The 14,285-nt window shown below is 57.4% G+C and carries 17 protein-coding genes and 1 tRNA gene; 6 read left to right on the top strand and 12 right to left on the bottom strand.

Annotated elements, in window-relative coordinates:
- Together HY751_09000 and gspN are read left to right on the top strand one after the other, a co-directional pair.
- Window positions 1-552, top strand: coding sequence for a type II secretion system protein M (locus tag HY751_09000; protein ID MBI4666531.1), 552 nt, complete (start codon window positions 1-3; stop codon window positions 550-552).
- Window positions 549-1,499 carry a type II secretion system protein GspN gene (gene gspN / locus HY751_08995; GenBank protein MBI4666530.1) on the top strand — a complete coding sequence of 317 codons (951 nt, stop codon included), beginning with the start codon at window positions 549-551 and terminating at the stop codon, window positions 1,497-1,499. Before HY751_09000 ends, gspN begins: the two co-directional genes overlap by 4 nt.
- 63 nt (window positions 1,500-1,562) lie before the next feature.
- On the opposite strand, the gene HY751_08990 is transcribed toward gspN, so the two are convergent.
- The gene (locus HY751_08990; protein ID MBI4666529.1) at window positions 1,563-2,303 is read right to left on the bottom strand and encodes a hypothetical protein; all 741 of its coding nucleotides are present in this window, start codon (window positions 2,301-2,303) and stop codon (window positions 1,563-1,565) included.
- Window positions 2,304-2,637: 334 nt separating this feature from the next.
- Here HY751_08990 and HY751_08985 point away from each other — a divergent pair, with 334 nt between their 5' ends.
- Window positions 2,638-3,213, top strand: a complete 576-nt coding sequence (locus tag HY751_08985) for a hypothetical protein (GenBank protein MBI4666528.1) — start codon at window positions 2,638-2,640, stop codon at window positions 3,211-3,213.
- Here the strand turns inward: HY751_08985 and HY751_08980 are convergent.
- The 10 genes from HY751_08980 to HY751_08935 form a co-directional block, all read right to left on the bottom strand.
- Window positions 3,200-3,667, bottom strand: a complete 468-nt coding sequence (locus HY751_08980) for a hypothetical protein (GenBank protein MBI4666527.1) — start codon at window positions 3,665-3,667, stop codon at window positions 3,200-3,202. The two genes, HY751_08985 and HY751_08980, sit on opposite strands and share 14 nt — an antisense overlap.
- A 100-nt stretch (window positions 3,668-3,767) precedes the next feature.
- Window positions 3,768-4,853: a glycosyltransferase family 4 protein gene (locus HY751_08975; GenBank protein MBI4666526.1), complete on the bottom strand. Its 1,086-nt coding sequence runs from the start codon at window positions 4,851-4,853 to the stop codon at window positions 3,768-3,770.
- Window positions 4,854-5,132: 279 nt separating this feature from the next.
- On the bottom strand, window positions 5,133-5,570 hold the full coding sequence (gene atpC / locus HY751_08970; protein ID MBI4666525.1) for an ATP synthase F1 subunit epsilon: 438 nt from the start codon (window positions 5,568-5,570) through the stop codon (window positions 5,133-5,135).
- Window positions 5,571-5,573: 3 nt separating this feature from the next.
- A complete protein-coding gene (gene atpD, locus HY751_08965) occupies window positions 5,574-6,989 on the bottom strand; it encodes a F0F1 ATP synthase subunit beta (GenBank protein ID MBI4666524.1) in 1,416 nt (471 codons plus the stop codon).
- Between the two features lie 44 nt (window positions 6,990-7,033).
- The gene (gene atpG / locus HY751_08960; GenBank protein MBI4666523.1) at window positions 7,034-7,900 is read right to left on the bottom strand and encodes an ATP synthase F1 subunit gamma; all 867 of its coding nucleotides are present in this window, start codon (window positions 7,898-7,900) and stop codon (window positions 7,034-7,036) included.
- Window positions 7,901-7,923: 23 nt separating this feature from the next.
- Complete coding sequence (locus HY751_08955) at window positions 7,924-9,432, bottom strand: F0F1 ATP synthase subunit alpha (protein MBI4666522.1); 1,509 nt, start codon at window positions 9,430-9,432, stop codon at window positions 7,924-7,926.
- Between the two features lie 21 nt (window positions 9,433-9,453).
- On the bottom strand, window positions 9,454-9,990 hold the full coding sequence (atpH, locus tag HY751_08950; protein MBI4666521.1) for an ATP synthase F1 subunit delta: 537 nt from the start codon (window positions 9,988-9,990) through the stop codon (window positions 9,454-9,456).
- Window positions 9,987-10,553, bottom strand: coding sequence for an ATP synthase F0 subunit B (locus HY751_08945; GenBank protein MBI4666520.1), 567 nt, complete (start codon window positions 10,551-10,553; stop codon window positions 9,987-9,989). Before HY751_08945 ends, atpH begins: the two co-directional genes overlap by 4 nt.
- 2 nt (window positions 10,554-10,555) lie before the next feature.
- On the bottom strand, window positions 10,556-10,984 hold the full coding sequence (gene atpF, locus HY751_08940; protein ID MBI4666519.1) for a F0F1 ATP synthase subunit B: 429 nt from the start codon (window positions 10,982-10,984) through the stop codon (window positions 10,556-10,558).
- A 190-nt stretch (window positions 10,985-11,174) separates the two neighbouring features.
- Window positions 11,175-11,250 (bottom strand) — tRNA-His (locus HY751_08935).
- A 298-nt stretch (window positions 11,251-11,548) separates the two neighbouring features.
- Here HY751_08935 and HY751_08930 point away from each other — a divergent pair.
- From HY751_08930 to HY751_08920, 3 genes are all read left to right on the top strand, one after another.
- Complete coding sequence (locus HY751_08930; GenBank protein MBI4666518.1) at window positions 11,549-11,905, top strand: iron-sulfur cluster assembly accessory protein; 357 nt, start codon at window positions 11,549-11,551, stop codon at window positions 11,903-11,905.
- A gap of 202 nt (window positions 11,906-12,107) precedes the next feature.
- Window positions 12,108-12,809, top strand: coding sequence for a glycosyltransferase family 2 protein (locus HY751_08925; protein MBI4666517.1), 702 nt, complete (start codon window positions 12,108-12,110; stop codon window positions 12,807-12,809).
- A 17-nt stretch (window positions 12,810-12,826) separates the two neighbouring features.
- Window positions 12,827-13,660, top strand: coding sequence for an SDR family NAD(P)-dependent oxidoreductase (locus tag HY751_08920; GenBank protein MBI4666516.1), 834 nt, complete (start codon window positions 12,827-12,829; stop codon window positions 13,658-13,660).
- 3 nt (window positions 13,661-13,663) lie between these two features.
- Here the strand turns inward: HY751_08920 and lepB are convergent, their stop codons facing one another.
- Window positions 13,664-14,281 carry a signal peptidase I gene (gene lepB / locus HY751_08915; GenBank protein ID MBI4666515.1) on the bottom strand — a complete coding sequence of 206 codons (618 nt, stop codon included), beginning with the start codon at window positions 14,279-14,281 and terminating at the stop codon, window positions 13,664-13,666.
- Between the last annotated feature and the right edge of the window lie 4 nt (window positions 14,282-14,285).

Raw genomic sequence — 14,285 nt, 5'->3', positions numbered from 1 at the left:
GTGTTTAACAAGATAATTACGGCGTACCAGAATATGGCCCCCCGGGAGCGCTGGTTAGTATCTGGCGGCGGGATTATGGCGCTACTCACATTCCTGTGGGTGGGCGTTTACGAGCCGGTGGTGGAAAAACGCGAATCCATGAAACACAAGATCGAAGCCAAGGCCGAAGAGCTGATGGAGGTGAAAGGCCTGGCGGTGAGAGCCGCCAGGCTAAAAGCCGACCTGACAAGTTTTACGGCGCGGTTGAAGAAAAACCCCGCGGGCGTCTCACCCTTGTCCGAGATAGAGGGGCTTACGCAGGCCGGTGGTGTGCGGGAGAATGTCACCGGCATGTCCCCCCAGCAACCTGTGCTGATGGGGGAGTTCAGGGAATCCACGCTGGAAATCTCCATGGAAAAAGTGGGTCTGCCGCGCCTGCTGATGTTCATCCAGTCGCTCAAGGACGCGCAAGGAGTGTTGAGGGTTAAACGGGTTTCCATAAAACCACAGTTTAAAGACCCCTCGTTGCTGGATGTTTCCATGACCATAGCCGGATATGAGCTGGCCAAATGAAAAAAGCCGTGGAACTTGTTATGAAGCTTTTCAGGCTGGCGCTGAAGGCGAAGCCGTGGCGCGTTACCAAGACCCTCGCGGACAGGCCGGAAATGGCCCGGTTCGGCGGGTACTTCATTTTCTTCGTGGCGGCGTTCCTGCTGTTTTTGTACATAAGGTTCCCGTCGGAAGCGTTACTTTCGCTGGTGGACAGGGCCACGGAAGGCATGCCGGTGAAAGTGAAAGCCGATGAGGCCGCGCTGGCCCCGCCTCTGGGCGTAAAGCTTGCGGGGCTTACCATATACGCGCCAAGCCCTTCCGGGAATCAGGAAATATTATCCGCCACCCAGGCCAAACTAAAATTTCCGGTGACGTCGGCCCTCACATTCCGCAAAGGTTTTTGCGCCTACCTTGAAACGCTGGATGGCGCCATAGACATAAGCGGCGGCCAGCGCCTGTTCGAAAGGAACATGGCCGATGTGCAAATAGAGATGGAGGGCGTTAATCCCGCCCTTCTTCCGGTCCTGCAAAAATCCACCATGGGTAAAGTTAGCGGCAGGCTTACCGGGAGCGGCGCATTTTCTTTCGAGGGGATGGACCCCATGAAAGGGGAAGGCGCCATGAAACTGGCCTTGGATGCCGGAAGCGTTAGCCTGTCCAAAGTGCTGGTGGCCGACATGGGGGACATTCCCCTGGATTCCGGCGTGATGGAAGTGTCGCTAAAATCAGGGACACTTGCCGTGGACCGGCTGGAGTTGAAAAGCCCCATGCTGGAGGTGTCGGTTCTGGGCGAAATATTGTTGAACCCGAACCCAAGGTTTTCCCGGCTTAACTTAAAAGCTAACCTGAAGTTTTCAGGCCCGCTGGACGAAAAGCTAAAACCCCTGCTCTCGTTCTTCCCCAGAAACGCGGACGGCGGCGTGACGGTGAAAATAACCGGAACCGCCGAGGCTCCTTCCATAAGATAAGCTTCAATAAAAAAAGGCCGGGGGCATTACGCCCGCCGGCCATTCCCCCTGCGCCTCAAAAGGTTAGTCGTCGTGGCTCCCGCCGTTCGCCGGACTAGAGGCGGACTGGCCAGCCGGGGAAGAATCTTCATCCGCGTCCTGGTCGTCATCATCGTCAGGGTCATCACTGTCCGGATCATCGCCCGCCGAATCATCATCCGGGTCGTCACTTACGGAATCGTCATCATCGTCCATCGAGCCGCTGGACGAACTTGAGCCGCCTGTGGTGGATGAGGTAACGCCTGTGGCCATGTAATCGTCGTCATCCAGGTCGGCCACGCCGTCGTCATCCTCGTCATCCTGCGACAAGGGGTTGAACTGCGGCGTTACAACCGCCACGGCGGTGGATGAAGTTGTGGTTCCAGTGGTAGTTGCGCTGGTGGTGGCCGGAACCGTTATGTTCCCCAGGTCTATGGCCGTTGTGGCCGTGGAGCCGGTTGTAGCGGATGGGGCCGGATTCGGCGACACGGTGAAAGTGTTGGTGGTGGCGGTTCCGGCGGAGTTGGCCGCGAACTGCAACGAAGCCAGCAACGTGTTGTCGGCGGCCACTATGTTAAGGGTGTAAGAGGCGTTCACCGGGAGGGACAGGGTGAAGCTGTTGGAAGGCGCCGTGGATGTGAGCGCCGTCATTTTGGCCGAGGAGTTGGACGACACATCAGCGGCGAACCGGGCGCCGTCGCTTACGCGGACCGCTTCCACGGATTTTACAGAACCCACATTTCCCGACAGAGAGCCGTTCACCGGGCGTGTCTCTTCCGATGTCATGTCGCTTCCGCCAGAAGAGCCGCATGCCGTGAGAAAAAGGGCAATCGCGGCGGAAGTTAATTTCCATTTACCGCTTTTCATGTTAGCCTCGCTTTCGTTGTTAATATCTGCCAGCCGCAACGGTAAGAGAGCATAGGCCATGCCGTTTTTATTAACGCGCGTTATTTCCAAAGGTTGTCCTGCGGTACAAATATTAATAACAAAAATATGTCCTGATAATGCGCGGCCATTTGTCCACAAGTGGTTTGAAACCGGACATGCCTGGACAAAAGTCCCGCAAACATAGCCGCGCAGGATGGGTTAGTATATGTAACCCGGTATTAAATAAAGGAATATGCGCTCCACTTTTAAACGGCTTCTGCCCCACACCAACACCCTGGCCCCATTGTTACGCGGCCCCGTTACCCTGGAAAACCTGGATGCTGGTTATTTAAAAAGCCTTGGCGCCAAGGTGGTGATATTGGACCATGACGGCGTGCTGGGCCCCATCTGGAGCGCCACGCCAGACGCCACCGGCTCCGGCGTTATAGAAAAAATGCTGGAGGCGTTCGGGGATGGGCGGGTGTTCGTGCTGTCCAACACCAAACGGGCCATGGAGACCCGTAAAGAAGCTTATGGCCGGTTGTATCCCAAGGTCAATTATCTGGTGGCGCGCCGGAAGCCGGATCCGGAAGGGTTAATGATGGCGTCGCGAGCCGCCGGGGTGGAAGTATCGCAAATAGCCGTGGTGGATGATGGAGTTTTAACAGGTATCCTGATGGCTGTGGAGAACGGCGCCATCCCGGTTTATGTACTGCGGGCGAGTTTGGAAGATAACCTTATAACCAGAACCGCCTTGAAGCTTGTAACGTTGCCCCAGGCGGCTCTGGCACGGCTGGCTATTTGGCTGAAACCGCTTATTTATCCCTGAAGAAATCGTGGCAGGCCACGCATCCGCTGGCCAGTTTATTAGCCATCCCCTGCATTTCTAACAGACTGGCGGTGGCCGCCTTCTCTTTTAGCTCTACGGCTGTATGGTGGACAGCCTCATCCATGCCGGGCAACACTTCGGCTATTTTGTCCGCGTTTTTCTTTATGTAAGGTTTGGGCCCTCCTGCGGGCATGGGATGCTCCGCAATGCTCCGGGCGCCTTCTTCTATCATCAGCCGGTTGCCGGACAGGATGCCCGACTGGAGCCTGTTAAAACTCATGGCCAGGTCTTGCATCACCTGGATCATGGTCAGATCTTTTTTAGGGGTGGTTTTCTCGCCATGGCCGGGCAATGAATGCTCATGAGAGCGCTGTTCCGCCCACGCCCTGGGGCCATTTCCCACGAATACGAACAGCGCGATTAACACTGAAACGATGTTTAAAGATACAAACATTGCCAGCCTCCCGTTAAGCCTTGCCGATAGAAGCGTTATGGCGGTTGAATATAACTTCCGGTTCACGCCTCGTCCATGACCTAAGTCATGGACCATTTTATCAAAGGTTATTTTTCCAGATTGCGGTTTGGGCAAAAATGTTTTCAAGCCCACGGGTAAGCCCGGGGGCCGAATATGATGACCGGGCTTTGGCGTAACCATTCTCCCCCACCCTTTTGGCCGAATCCGGCGAGGACAGGAAATAGCAAACCGCGTCGGCGTATATCTCCGGCGTGCGGGCCACAAATCCATTGTATCCGTCGTTCACCAGTTCCGTTTGGGCGTTATCTATGAATGGCGGCGTGTAGTGTGTGACCACTGGAAGCCTGGCCGCCATGGCTTCCGCCAGCACGATGCCGAAAGTCTCCCCCATGGAGGCGAAATGGGTGAACACCGAAATGTCCGCGTAAAACTCCATGATTTTGGCGGGATCGGCGGTGGGTGGATAAACCTTGAGTACGCTCTCCAGCCCCATCTGTTTTATTTTGCCTTCCACCGCCGGGGTGATACCCATAACATGGAACTTTACATCAGGATGCTCGCCCGCTATTAATGGTAACGCTTCAAGAAACGTAAAATCCCATTTGGTGTCATCGGCCCGGCCAAGCCTGCCGATGGATTTTGCCGTGAAATCCCGGTGGATGAACAAACCGGAGCGGTCGAACTCGTCCATATCCACAGGGTTGTAAAGAACCTGATACCCAAGGCCGGTCAACGGTTTGCCCAGCCACATCTGGTAGCGCCAGGCGCAACTGTAGGATACGAAGATGTGGCTGTCTATCATGGCGTTTTCGGGGGTGTTGTCCACCCGGCCGAACACGTTATGCTCTATCACCACGGGGACGCCCGCCTGTTTGGCGGTGGTTATGGGCCCCTGCTCGGGCCACCCGGCCCTGTGGATGTGGAAAATGTCCGGCTTTATGTTCCGCAGGGTCTCGGCCAGCCCCGATTCCCCGGCGATTACCACCTCCACCCCCAACCCCTGGATGGCGGTTTCCCAACCCCTTTCGCCGTCGGAAGATGTGGCCACCACTGTGGCGTGGAACCGCTCCCTGTCCAGATGTTTCAGGAATGTGTAAATGGTCTTTTCGGTTCCGCCGATACCCAGGTGGTTTGTGAATTCCACCACCTCAAGTTTGCGATCCAATCTTCATCTCCAGAATCGGCCCGGAATTGCATGGCGAAACGCCAATTTAAAAAGAAAAATATGACTAAAGATATACCATGCGTCCGGCAAAATGGCTAAAAATAACAGGTTCAAGGAAGCCGCCGGTCGTTTTAAGCCTGCTTTGACTATCCTAGCCTATCTCGTCTTAAGTTGGTTTGCGCCGGCGGCTACCTTGTATAATCCGTAAACCCCCGGGAAAAAGAAAAAGGCGGACCGGTTAATACCGCATCCGCCTGATTTTAAAAGTCGTCAAGCCGCTTACAGGTTGTAAGGCGTCTCCCCTTTTACCACGGCGGCGCGAGCCTTGCCCCTGGCCAAACGCTCCTCGGCGTGGGCCCTCTCCTCGCTCTCATACGACATGGTGAGGAGCCGTTCCTCGCTGTCCGTGATGGATTTCTCCGCCCGGGCCAGGTCTATATCGTCCTTGCCTTCGCAGGTTCGAGCCAGCACCAGAACACGCCCGGCGGTTACCTCGGCGAAACCGCCCGATACGCTTAAAAGGCGGGGCATCCCCCCCTCCTGGTAAACGATAACGCCCGGGGCCAGGATGGAAATTAACGGCGCGTGACCCGGCAATACGCTGAAATCGCCTTCCACGCCGGGAAGGGTTACCATGCCCACCGAAACGTCCTCCACCATACCCTGGGGTGTCACCACCTGCAGGTTCAGGCTTGTGGGGCTAGAGTTATCAGCCATCTCCTAAGAGCCTTTCTTGATCTTCTCGAACCGCTCGTAAACCTCGTCCAGGTTTCCGGCCATGTAGAAAGCCTGTTCCGGTATCTCGTCGCACTGGCCCTCGATAAGTTTCTTGAAGCCGGCGATGGTCTCCTTAATGGGCACATAGCGGCCGGGGGAGCCGGTGAAGGTTTCCGCCACGAAGAAGGGCTGGGACAGGAACCTCTGCACCTTCCTGGCGCGGGCCACGGTCACCTTGTCGTCTTCCGAAAGCTCTTCCATGCCCAGGATCGCGATGATGTCCTGCAACTCCTTGTACCTTTGCAGTATCTTCTGGGTGCCGCGGGCCACGGTGTAGTGGTCGGTCCCGATTATTAGCGGGTCGAGAATGCGCGAGGTGGAGTCCAGCGGATCCACAGCGGGGTATATGCCCAGCTCCGAAATCCTGCGCGAAAGCACCGTGGTAGCGTCCAGGTGGGCAAAAGTGGTGGCCGGGGCCGGGTCCGTCAAGTCGTCGGCTGGCACGTAAACCGCCTGCACCGACGTGATGGAGCCTTTTTTGGTGGAGGTGATGCGCTCCTGCAGGTTGCCCATCTCCGTGGCCAGCGTGGGCTGGTAACCCACCGCCGAGGGCATGCGGCCCAGAAGAGCAGACACCTCGGAACCCGCCTGGGAGAAGCGGAATATGTTGTCCACGAAAAGAAGCACGTCCTGCCCTTCCACGTCGCGGAAGTATTCGGCCACCGTAAGGCCAGCCAGCGCCACGCGGAGGCGCGCGCCGGGCGGCTCTGTCATCTGGCCGTATATAAGGGCCAGTTTGTCCAGAACGCCGCCTTCTTTCATTTCATGGTAAAGGTCGTTACCTTCACGGGTCCGCTCGCCCACGCCGGCGAAAACGGAAAAACCGCTGTGCTCATAGGCTATGTTGCGGACCAGCTCCATTATAAGGACCGTCTTGCCCACGCCAGCGCCGCCGAAAAGGCCGGTCTTGCCGCCTTTCAGGTAAGGCTCCAGCAGGTCTATGACTTTAATGCCCGTCTCCAGCGGCTCGGCGGAGGTGGACTGGTCCACCAGCAAAGGCGCGTCCCGGTGTATGGACCAGCGCACCTTGGCGTTGATCGGCCCCTGCTGGTCCACAGGCTCGCCGATGACGTTTATTATCCTTCCCAGCACTTCCTTGCCCACCGGGGTGGTGATGGCCTCGCCGGTGTCGGTCACGGGCATGCCGCGCACCAGACCGTCGGTGGTGTCCATCGAGACCGCGCGGACCTTGTTCTCGCCCAGATGCTGGGCCACTTCGGCGATAAGTTTGCTACCGTCCTCCCGCTGGATGACGAGGGCGTTATATATCTTGGGCAGGCCAGAGGGCGGGAACTCCACGTCGATAACCGGGCCGATGATCTGGTTTATCCGGCCCGTCGCTGTCGCGGTTGTGGTCATGTCAGAATCGCTCCTTCAAATTCCGTTTTTGCGCTGTTCTTTTATTAGCTTATGGCGTCGGCGCCAGAGACCACCTCGATGATGCCCGTGGTGATCGCCGCCTGCCTGGCGCGGTTGTACGAAAGGGTAAGCGCGGCTATCATTTCCTTGGCGTTCTTGGTGGCCGCGTCCATAGCGGTCATCCTGGCGCCGTTTTCCGACGCGGACGACTCCAAAAGCCCCTGGAACACCTGGCTTTCGATATATTTTTTCAGTATCTCCCCCACTATCTCATGGGCGGAAGGCTCATACTCGAAATCCACCGGCGCCTGGCCGTGTTCGTCCCGTTTGGGAAGGGCCACGGGCAGAAGCTGGATTGTCCTGGGCTCCTGCACCACCACGTTCCTGAACTTGTTGAAGACCATGTAAACCTGGTCCGCCTCTTCCTCCAGGAACACGCTGGCCGCCAGCCCCGCCATGGAGCGGGCCAGCTCGTAACCAAGGTTCTTCCCGTAATCCAGGTAAACCTGGCGGATTTGCAGTTTCCTGCGCTTGAAGAAGTCCACCCCCTTCTTGCCGGAAATGATCAGCGACACCTCGGCCCCTTTGGCCGAAAGGTCGGCAATTATCTTCTGCGTGGCCTTGAACACGTTGCTATTGAAGGGGCCGCACAAACCCTTGTCGCCGGACATCACCACGATGAGGGCCTTTTTCACCTCCCGCCGCTTTAGCAGAGGGTGGACGTCCTCCCGGGAGCGGGCGGCCACCCCTTCCATCACTTCGGCCAGCTTCTCGGCGTATGGCCTGGCCAGCACCACGGCCTCCTGGGCCCTGCGGAGCTTCGCCGCGGCCACCAGTTTCATGGCCTTGGTGATCTGCTGGGTGTTCTTGACGGAGCCTATCCGCCGTTTTATGTCCTTAAGGTTCGCCATGGGCTTCCTTCAATCGCTTTCGGTTACTTCTCGAACCTTGCCTTAAATTCGGCTACGGCTTTTTTCAGATCATCTTCGATTTCCTTGGTGATCTGCTTTTCCTTCAGGACACCCTGGCCTATCTGGGGATACTTGGAGTCGCAGAACGCCAGGAACTCCTCCTCGAACCGGGCCAGGGAGGCGATGGGCAGATCGTCCAGCAGGCCGTTGACGCCGCAGTAAATGATAATTACCTGGCGGTCTATGGACATGGGCTTGTACTGCCCCTGTTTTAGTATCTCCACCATCCGGGCGCCCCGGTTGAGCTGGCGCTGGGTGCCCTCGTCCAGGTCCGAACCGAAGGCCGCGAAGGCCGCCAGTTCGCGGTACTGGGCCAGGTCCAGCCTCAGGCGGCCGGCCACCTGTTTGGTGGCTTTTATCTGGGCGGCTCCGCCCACGCGGGAAACCGATATGCCCACGTTGACCGCGGGCCGGATACCGGCGTAGAACAGGTCCGGCTCCAGGTAAATCTGGCCGTCCGTAATTGATATGACGTTAGTGGGGATGTACGCCGAAACGTCGCCCGCCTGCGTCTCTATTATGGGCAGGGCGGTCAGCGAACCGGCGCCCAGCTTGTCGTTGAGCTTGGCCGCGCGCTCCAGCAGGCGGCTGTGGCAGTAGAACACGTCGCCGGGATACGCCTCGCGGCCCGGCGGACGGCGCAACAGCAGGGAAAGCTGGCGGTACGCCACGGCCTGCTTGGAGAGATCGTCGAATATTATGAGGGCGTGCTTGCCGTTGTCCCGGAACCACTCGCCTATGGCGCATCCGGCGTAAGGGGCGATGTACTGCATGGGGGCCGGGTCGGAAGCGGTGGCGGCCACCACGGTGGTATATTCCATGGCGCCGTGGTCTTCCAGTATTTTCACCACCTGGGCCACGTTGGAGCGTTTCTGCCCTACGGCCACGTATATGCAGTAAACGTCCAGGCCTTTCTGGTTGAGTATGGTGTCCAGCGCGATGGCGGTCTTGCCGGTCTGCCGGTCTCCGATGATAAGTTCGCGCTGGCCGCGGCCTATGGGTATCATGGCGTCTATGGCCTTGATGCCGGTCTGCAACGGCTCGTGCACCGATTTACGGTCGATAACGCCGGGGGCTATCCTTTCGATGGGGCCGAACGCCTTGGCGTTTATGGGGCCCCTGCCGTCCAGCGGCTGGCCGATGGAGTTCACCACCCGGCCCACCAGCTCCATGCCTATGGGAACCTCGAATATCCTGCCCGTGCGTTTAACCTCATCACCTTCGATGATGGCCTCGTCGCCGCCGAAAAGAACGGCGCCCACGTTGTCTTCCTCAAGGTTGAGCGCCATGCCGGTCACGCCGCCGGGGAACTCCAGCATCTCGCCGTACATGCAGTTCTCAAGGCCGTAGAGCCGGGCTATGCCGTCGCCGACGGAGATGACAGTGCCAACCTCTTTGAGCTCCAGCTTCTTCTCGAAGCCCTCGATTTTCTGTTTTATGATCGAGCTAATTTCTTCCGCTTTTATACCCATCTTGCCAATCGCCCCTAAATTTCAGTTAAGGCTAACTCTCAAGGCCTTCAGCTGGTTCTTCACGCTACCGTCGTAAACGGAGCTCCCTATTTTCACCACGATCCCGCCCAGAAGCGAAGGATCGGTTTTCACGCTTATCACGGCTTTCTTGCCGGTCATCTTGCCCACCGCCCCGGAAAGGTCTTTTTCCTCGTCGGCGGAAAGGGGCAACGCCGAGGTGATGGAAACCTTCACCCGGCCAAGTTTTTCGAACACCATCAGCTCCAGCTCGGCGGCGATGGCGGGCAGAAGCCCTATCCTGCCGCTTTCAAGCAACAGCCGCGCCGTGGAGCCGGATTTATCGCCAGCGCCCATTTCAGCCAATACCGCGTCCAGCGCAGTCCGTTTATCGGTCGCCGAAAACGCCGGATTGTTCAACGTCACTTTCAGCGCCCGGCTTTCTTCATATAGGGCCGCCAGGTTTTTAATGTCGCCCAAGGCCCCATCAAGGGCCGAAGGCTCCGAAACCGCGGAAAGCAGAGCCTTGGCGTACCGCCGCGCCACAGGTATGTCTTTCAATTCACCTTCTCCATGCCGGCCAGGAAGCTCTTGACCACCCGCTTGTGGTCTTCCGGGCCGAGGTTTTTCTTTAAAATCTCCTCGGCGGCGTTTACTGCGGCTTCCATCGCCTCATTCATAAGTTTTTCACGGGCCTTGGCCGCTTCCAGCTCTATCTGCTCGGCCGCCTTGTCTATCATGCGTTTTGCGGCTTCCTCGGCCTGCCCGGCGGCTTTCTTCTTTATAAGTTCGCCCTCGGCCTCGGCATCGCCCCTTATCCTGGAGGCCTCTATTTCTATCCTGGCCAGCCGCTCTTCATATTCTTTCAGCTTCGCCGCGGCCTGTTCCCGGGCCTCTTCGTACCTTGCGAACCGGGCCATGATGTCTTCGGCCCGTTTCCTGAACACCGGCGCGCCGTAACGGATAACCAGGTAAACCACCGCCCCCAAAACCACCAGGGAGTTCAGTATCCTGCCGCCGTCGCGGGCCATGTCCCATTCTGTGGCCATGGGTATGCCGGAGGCGTGGGCCGTCCCGGCCGCCGTGGCTATGGCCAGACCGGCCAGGACCGGCAAGCGTTTCATTTTCAATTTACGCTCCTTCCGATTATCTTGGCGGCCATGCCCTGGGCCAGGGCGTTTACATCTTTTTTAAGCTGTTCGGAAGCGGTGTCGGCGTCTTTTTGAATGTCCAGCCGGGCTTTTTCCACGGCCTGTTTGAACCGGCCGCGGGCGTCTTCCATTATTTTGGCCGAGGCTTCCTGGGCCCCGCGCCGGGCGCCGCCGGTTATTTCCGCCGCGTCTTTTTTAATCTGGGCAAGCTTGCTTTCGTATTGGGTGAGGGCGTTGTCGCACCGCTCGGCCAGGCCTTTGCCTTCCTGCTCCATGGTCTTAAACTTCTTCTCCCGTTCGGCCACCACGCGAAGTATGGGCTTGAAGACGAACGCGTTGAGGAACCACAGCATCAAAAGAAAGTTCACGGCCTGTATGGCCAGCGTGAAATTGATCTCTATCATTAGCCTGTTACCAACCCCGCGAGTTCCGCGCCAGCCGGGCGCAATTTTGCCCGGAACGGCTGGGTAATTCGCAAGAACCATTAATTTACAGCGCCCTTGGGATTTTCCCGGGCGCTAAAACCTGAAAGTGTAGTCCTTCCGGGCCGGTTTTTCAACGGTAAAGATGAGTTTTTTCACGAAGGGGAATAAATGGGGTGGACGAAGGGGATTGAACCCTCGACACCTGGAGCCACAATCCAGTGCTCTACCAGCTGAGCTACGCCCACCACCGATGTAGAAAAACAAGGTAATCCGAAATGCGCGGACAAATCAAGAAGTTTCATTATCCGGCAGTGTTTCAGTTTGAAAGTACAGGGGAGATTCTTCACTTACGCTCAGAATGACAATATAAAAGCCGTTGATAACATTGTCATCCTGGGCGAAGCGCAAGCGAAGTGAAGGATCTGTCTGTTATTTGAGATTCAAACTGGGACACCACCCCCGGTTTGCATTGACACATTTTGAGCGGTACAATTAATAAGTTGGCTATCCCCGGTACGGCGGATCGAGCGCGGGGCGCCGGCGATGAACACAAAAGGAGCGAAGTGGATGATAACAGTTAGCCCGAACGCGGCGGACAGGATAAAGAAGATTCAGGACGAGACCAAGGCTAGTGACAAAAGCGTTCGCATAGCCGTGGTGGGCGGCGGGTGTTCAGGCCCGCAATACCAGATGGGTTTTGACGTTTCTTACGATGGCGATTCAACTTTCCAGACCAACGGCGTCACCGTGGTGGTGGACAACCAATCCCTTCCCCTGCTCGACGGCACGGAGATAGACTATGTGGACGGCGCCCACGGCTCCACTTTTGTTTTCAACAACCCCAACACCATAAAGAGCGGCGGGAACGGCGGTTGCGGTTGCGGCAAATCCGGCTGTTAACCAGTTAATACCAGCCCATACGGCCCCCGGGTTTACCGGGGGCTTTTTTTGTGACGCAGACATCTAGGTCTTGGTTCGGCAGGCTCACCATGACAACTTTATCCAGACCCCATATAAAAACGATCCCACCGGTTGCGGCAATACCCCTACTGGCTTTATCCTAGGCTGTCGCGCTAACTGCGAATAAGCCAAGGAGGCCGGATTGAAGATAAGCGTAGTGATCCCCTGCTACAACGAGGAGTCCACCGTCGAAAAGATAGTGGAGACCGTGCTGGGCCAGCGGATATGGCAAACCCATGAACCTGAATTGATCGTTGTGGATGACGCCTCCAGAGACGCCACGCCGGAAGCGCTCCAGCGGCTCACCCAAAAATATCCGGCCATAAAAACCACCCGCCACACGGTGAACAAAGGCAAAGGCGCGGCGCTCCAGACGGGGTTTGACATGGTGACCGGCGACATAATAATCATCCAGGACGCCGACCTGGAATATGATCCGGGGGAATACCCCCTGTTGATAGAGCCTATCCTGGGCGGCAAGGCCGACGTGGTGTTCGGTTCCCGTTTCATAAGCGACAAGCCCCACCGGGTGCTTTTCTTCTGGCACATGGTGGCCAATAAAATCCTCACCCTGCTTTCGAACATGGCCACCAACCTGAACCTCACCGACATGGAGACCTGCTACAAGGTGTTCAAGGCGGACGTGATAAAACGCATCAGGATAGAGGAGGGCCGGTTCGGGTTCGAGCCGGAGATAACCGCCAAGGTGGCCCGGCTGGGTGTTTCCATATACGAGGTGGGCATTTCCTACTATGGCCGCACATACGAGGAGGGCAAGAAGATAGGCATAAAAGACGCCTTCCGCGCCCTCTACTGCATAGTGAAATACAACATTTTCCGCTGAAGGCCCTCCCGCGAAACATGGCCGCCAAGAACATCCTGATCACCGGTTGCTCCTCGGGCATAGGGTTATCAGCCGCCCAGGAGCTGGCCAAACGGGGCCACAGGGTGTTCGCCACCGCCCGCAAGCCGGAAGATGTGGCCCGCCTGCGGGACATGGGGCTGGAAAGCGGACAGCTGGACCTTTGCGATCCCGCTTCCATCCGCGCCGCCGTAAAAACCATCGAAGTAAAAACCGGAGGCTCCATACACGCATTGGTCAACAACGCCGCCTATGGCCAGCCCGGCGCCGTGGAAGACCTTTCGCGGGACGCGTTGAGGGAGCAGTTTGAAACGAACCTTTTCGGGACGATGGAGCTTACGAACCTTGTTATACCCCTCATGCGCGCAAAGGGGGATGGAAGGGTTGTGATGGTAAGCTCGGTGCTGGGGCTGGTGGCCGCGCCGTTCCGGGGGGCTTACAACGCCTCGAAGTTCGCGCTGGAAGGCATTACCGACACGTTGCGGCTGGAGCTGAAAAACTCCGGCGTGCAGGTGTCGCTGGTGGAGCCGGGGCCCATCGCCACCAAATTCCGGGAGAACGCCTATAAAGCTTTTCAAAAACATATCGAACCGGCAAAGAGTCCCCACCACGAGTTTTATATGAAATGGGAGGGCCGGTTCAAAAAGAAGGGCCCCATCTCGCCCTTCACGTTACAGCCCGAAGCGGTGGCGGCGAAGATAATCCACGCCATTGAAAACCCCAGGCCGAAACGGAGATATTATGTGACACTGGCCACTTACGGGGCCGTATGGCTTAAGCGGGCGCTACCCTTTTGGGCCATGGACAGGGTAATGTCCCGGGAGAAGGATTGAGGGCTATTTAAGCAGTTTGCCTATCCTGTCCCAGCGGACGCCGAAGGTGTTGTCCAGCCAGGACCAGTGGATGATAAACGCCTTGCCGTGGATAAGGTTCATATCCAGCATGCCCCAATACCGGCTGTCCTGGCTGTTGTTGCGGTTGTCCCCCATCATGAAAAGATGCCCATCGGGCACGGTGACGGGGCCGAAATGGTAATCATCCCCGGCGGCCAGGGGGTTTTGCTCGTAAATGGCGTAGGGTTCCACAAGGGCCTCGCCGTTGACGTAAACGGTGTTGCCCTTCATCTCCACCGTTTCCCCCGGCAGGCCGATGGCCCTTTTGACGAAATCCCTGTCCGGCTCCATGGGGTAGCGGAACACTATTATGTCGCCCCGCTGGGGTTTTTCGAACCGGTACAGAAGCTTGTTCACCAGCAGATGGTCACCCACCAGAAGCGTGCTTACCATGGATTCGGAAGGGATCTTGAACGCCTGCGCCACGAAGGTCCTGATGACCACCGCTAAAAACACGGCCACCACAATCGCCTTGGCGTACTCTTTCCAAAGCGATGACTCCTGCGCCGTTTGGGCGGCTACGGCCTCCCCCTCCGGGTTTTTCGGATCACGCGCGGCCAATGTC

This window comes from Nitrospinota bacterium (assembly GCA_016208975.1).
GTDB lineage: Bacteria > Nitrospinota_A > UBA7883 > UBA7883 > JACRLM01 > JACQXA01.
Note: the sequence above shows the minus strand (reverse complement) of the source record. Positions and strands in the feature narration are given on the sequence as shown.

Bases quoted from the DNA above. Each gene is read 5' to 3' on its own strand.
- atpG (MBI4666523.1), bottom strand. From the start codon at position 7,900: ATGGCGAACCTTAAGGACATAAAACGGCGGATAGGCTCCGTCAAGAAC.
- atpC (MBI4666525.1), bottom strand. From the start codon at position 5,570: ATGGCTGATAACTCTAGCCCCACAAGCCTGAACCTGCAGGTGGTGACA.
- HY751_08985 (MBI4666528.1), top strand. From the start codon at position 2,638: ATGCGCTCCACTTTTAAACGGCTTCTGCCCCACACCAACACCCTGGCC.
- atpF (MBI4666519.1), bottom strand. From the start codon at position 10,984: ATGATAGAGATCAATTTCACGCTGGCCATACAGGCCGTGAACTTTCTT.
- HY751_08945 (MBI4666520.1), bottom strand. From the start codon at position 10,553: ATGAAACGCTTGCCGGTCCTGGCCGGTCTGGCCATAGCCACGGCGGCC.
- HY751_08920 (MBI4666516.1), top strand. From the start codon at position 12,827: ATGGCCGCCAAGAACATCCTGATCACCGGTTGCTCCTCGGGCATAGGG.
- HY751_08955 (MBI4666522.1), bottom strand. From the start codon at position 9,432: ATGGGTATAAAAGCGGAAGAAATTAGCTCGATCATAAAACAGAAAATC.
- HY751_08930 (MBI4666518.1), top strand. From the start codon at position 11,549: ATGAACACAAAAGGAGCGAAGTGGATGATAACAGTTAGCCCGAACGCG.
- HY751_08990 (MBI4666529.1), bottom strand. From the start codon at position 2,303: ATGACATCGGAAGAGACACGCCCGGTGAACGGCTCTCTGTCGGGAAAT.
- atpD (MBI4666524.1), bottom strand. From the start codon at position 6,989: ATGACCACAACCGCGACAGCGACGGGCCGGATAAACCAGATCATCGGC.
- gspN (MBI4666530.1), top strand. From the start codon at position 549: ATGAAAAAAGCCGTGGAACTTGTTATGAAGCTTTTCAGGCTGGCGCTG.
- HY751_08980 (MBI4666527.1), bottom strand. From the start codon at position 3,667: ATGTTTGTATCTTTAAACATCGTTTCAGTGTTAATCGCGCTGTTCGTA.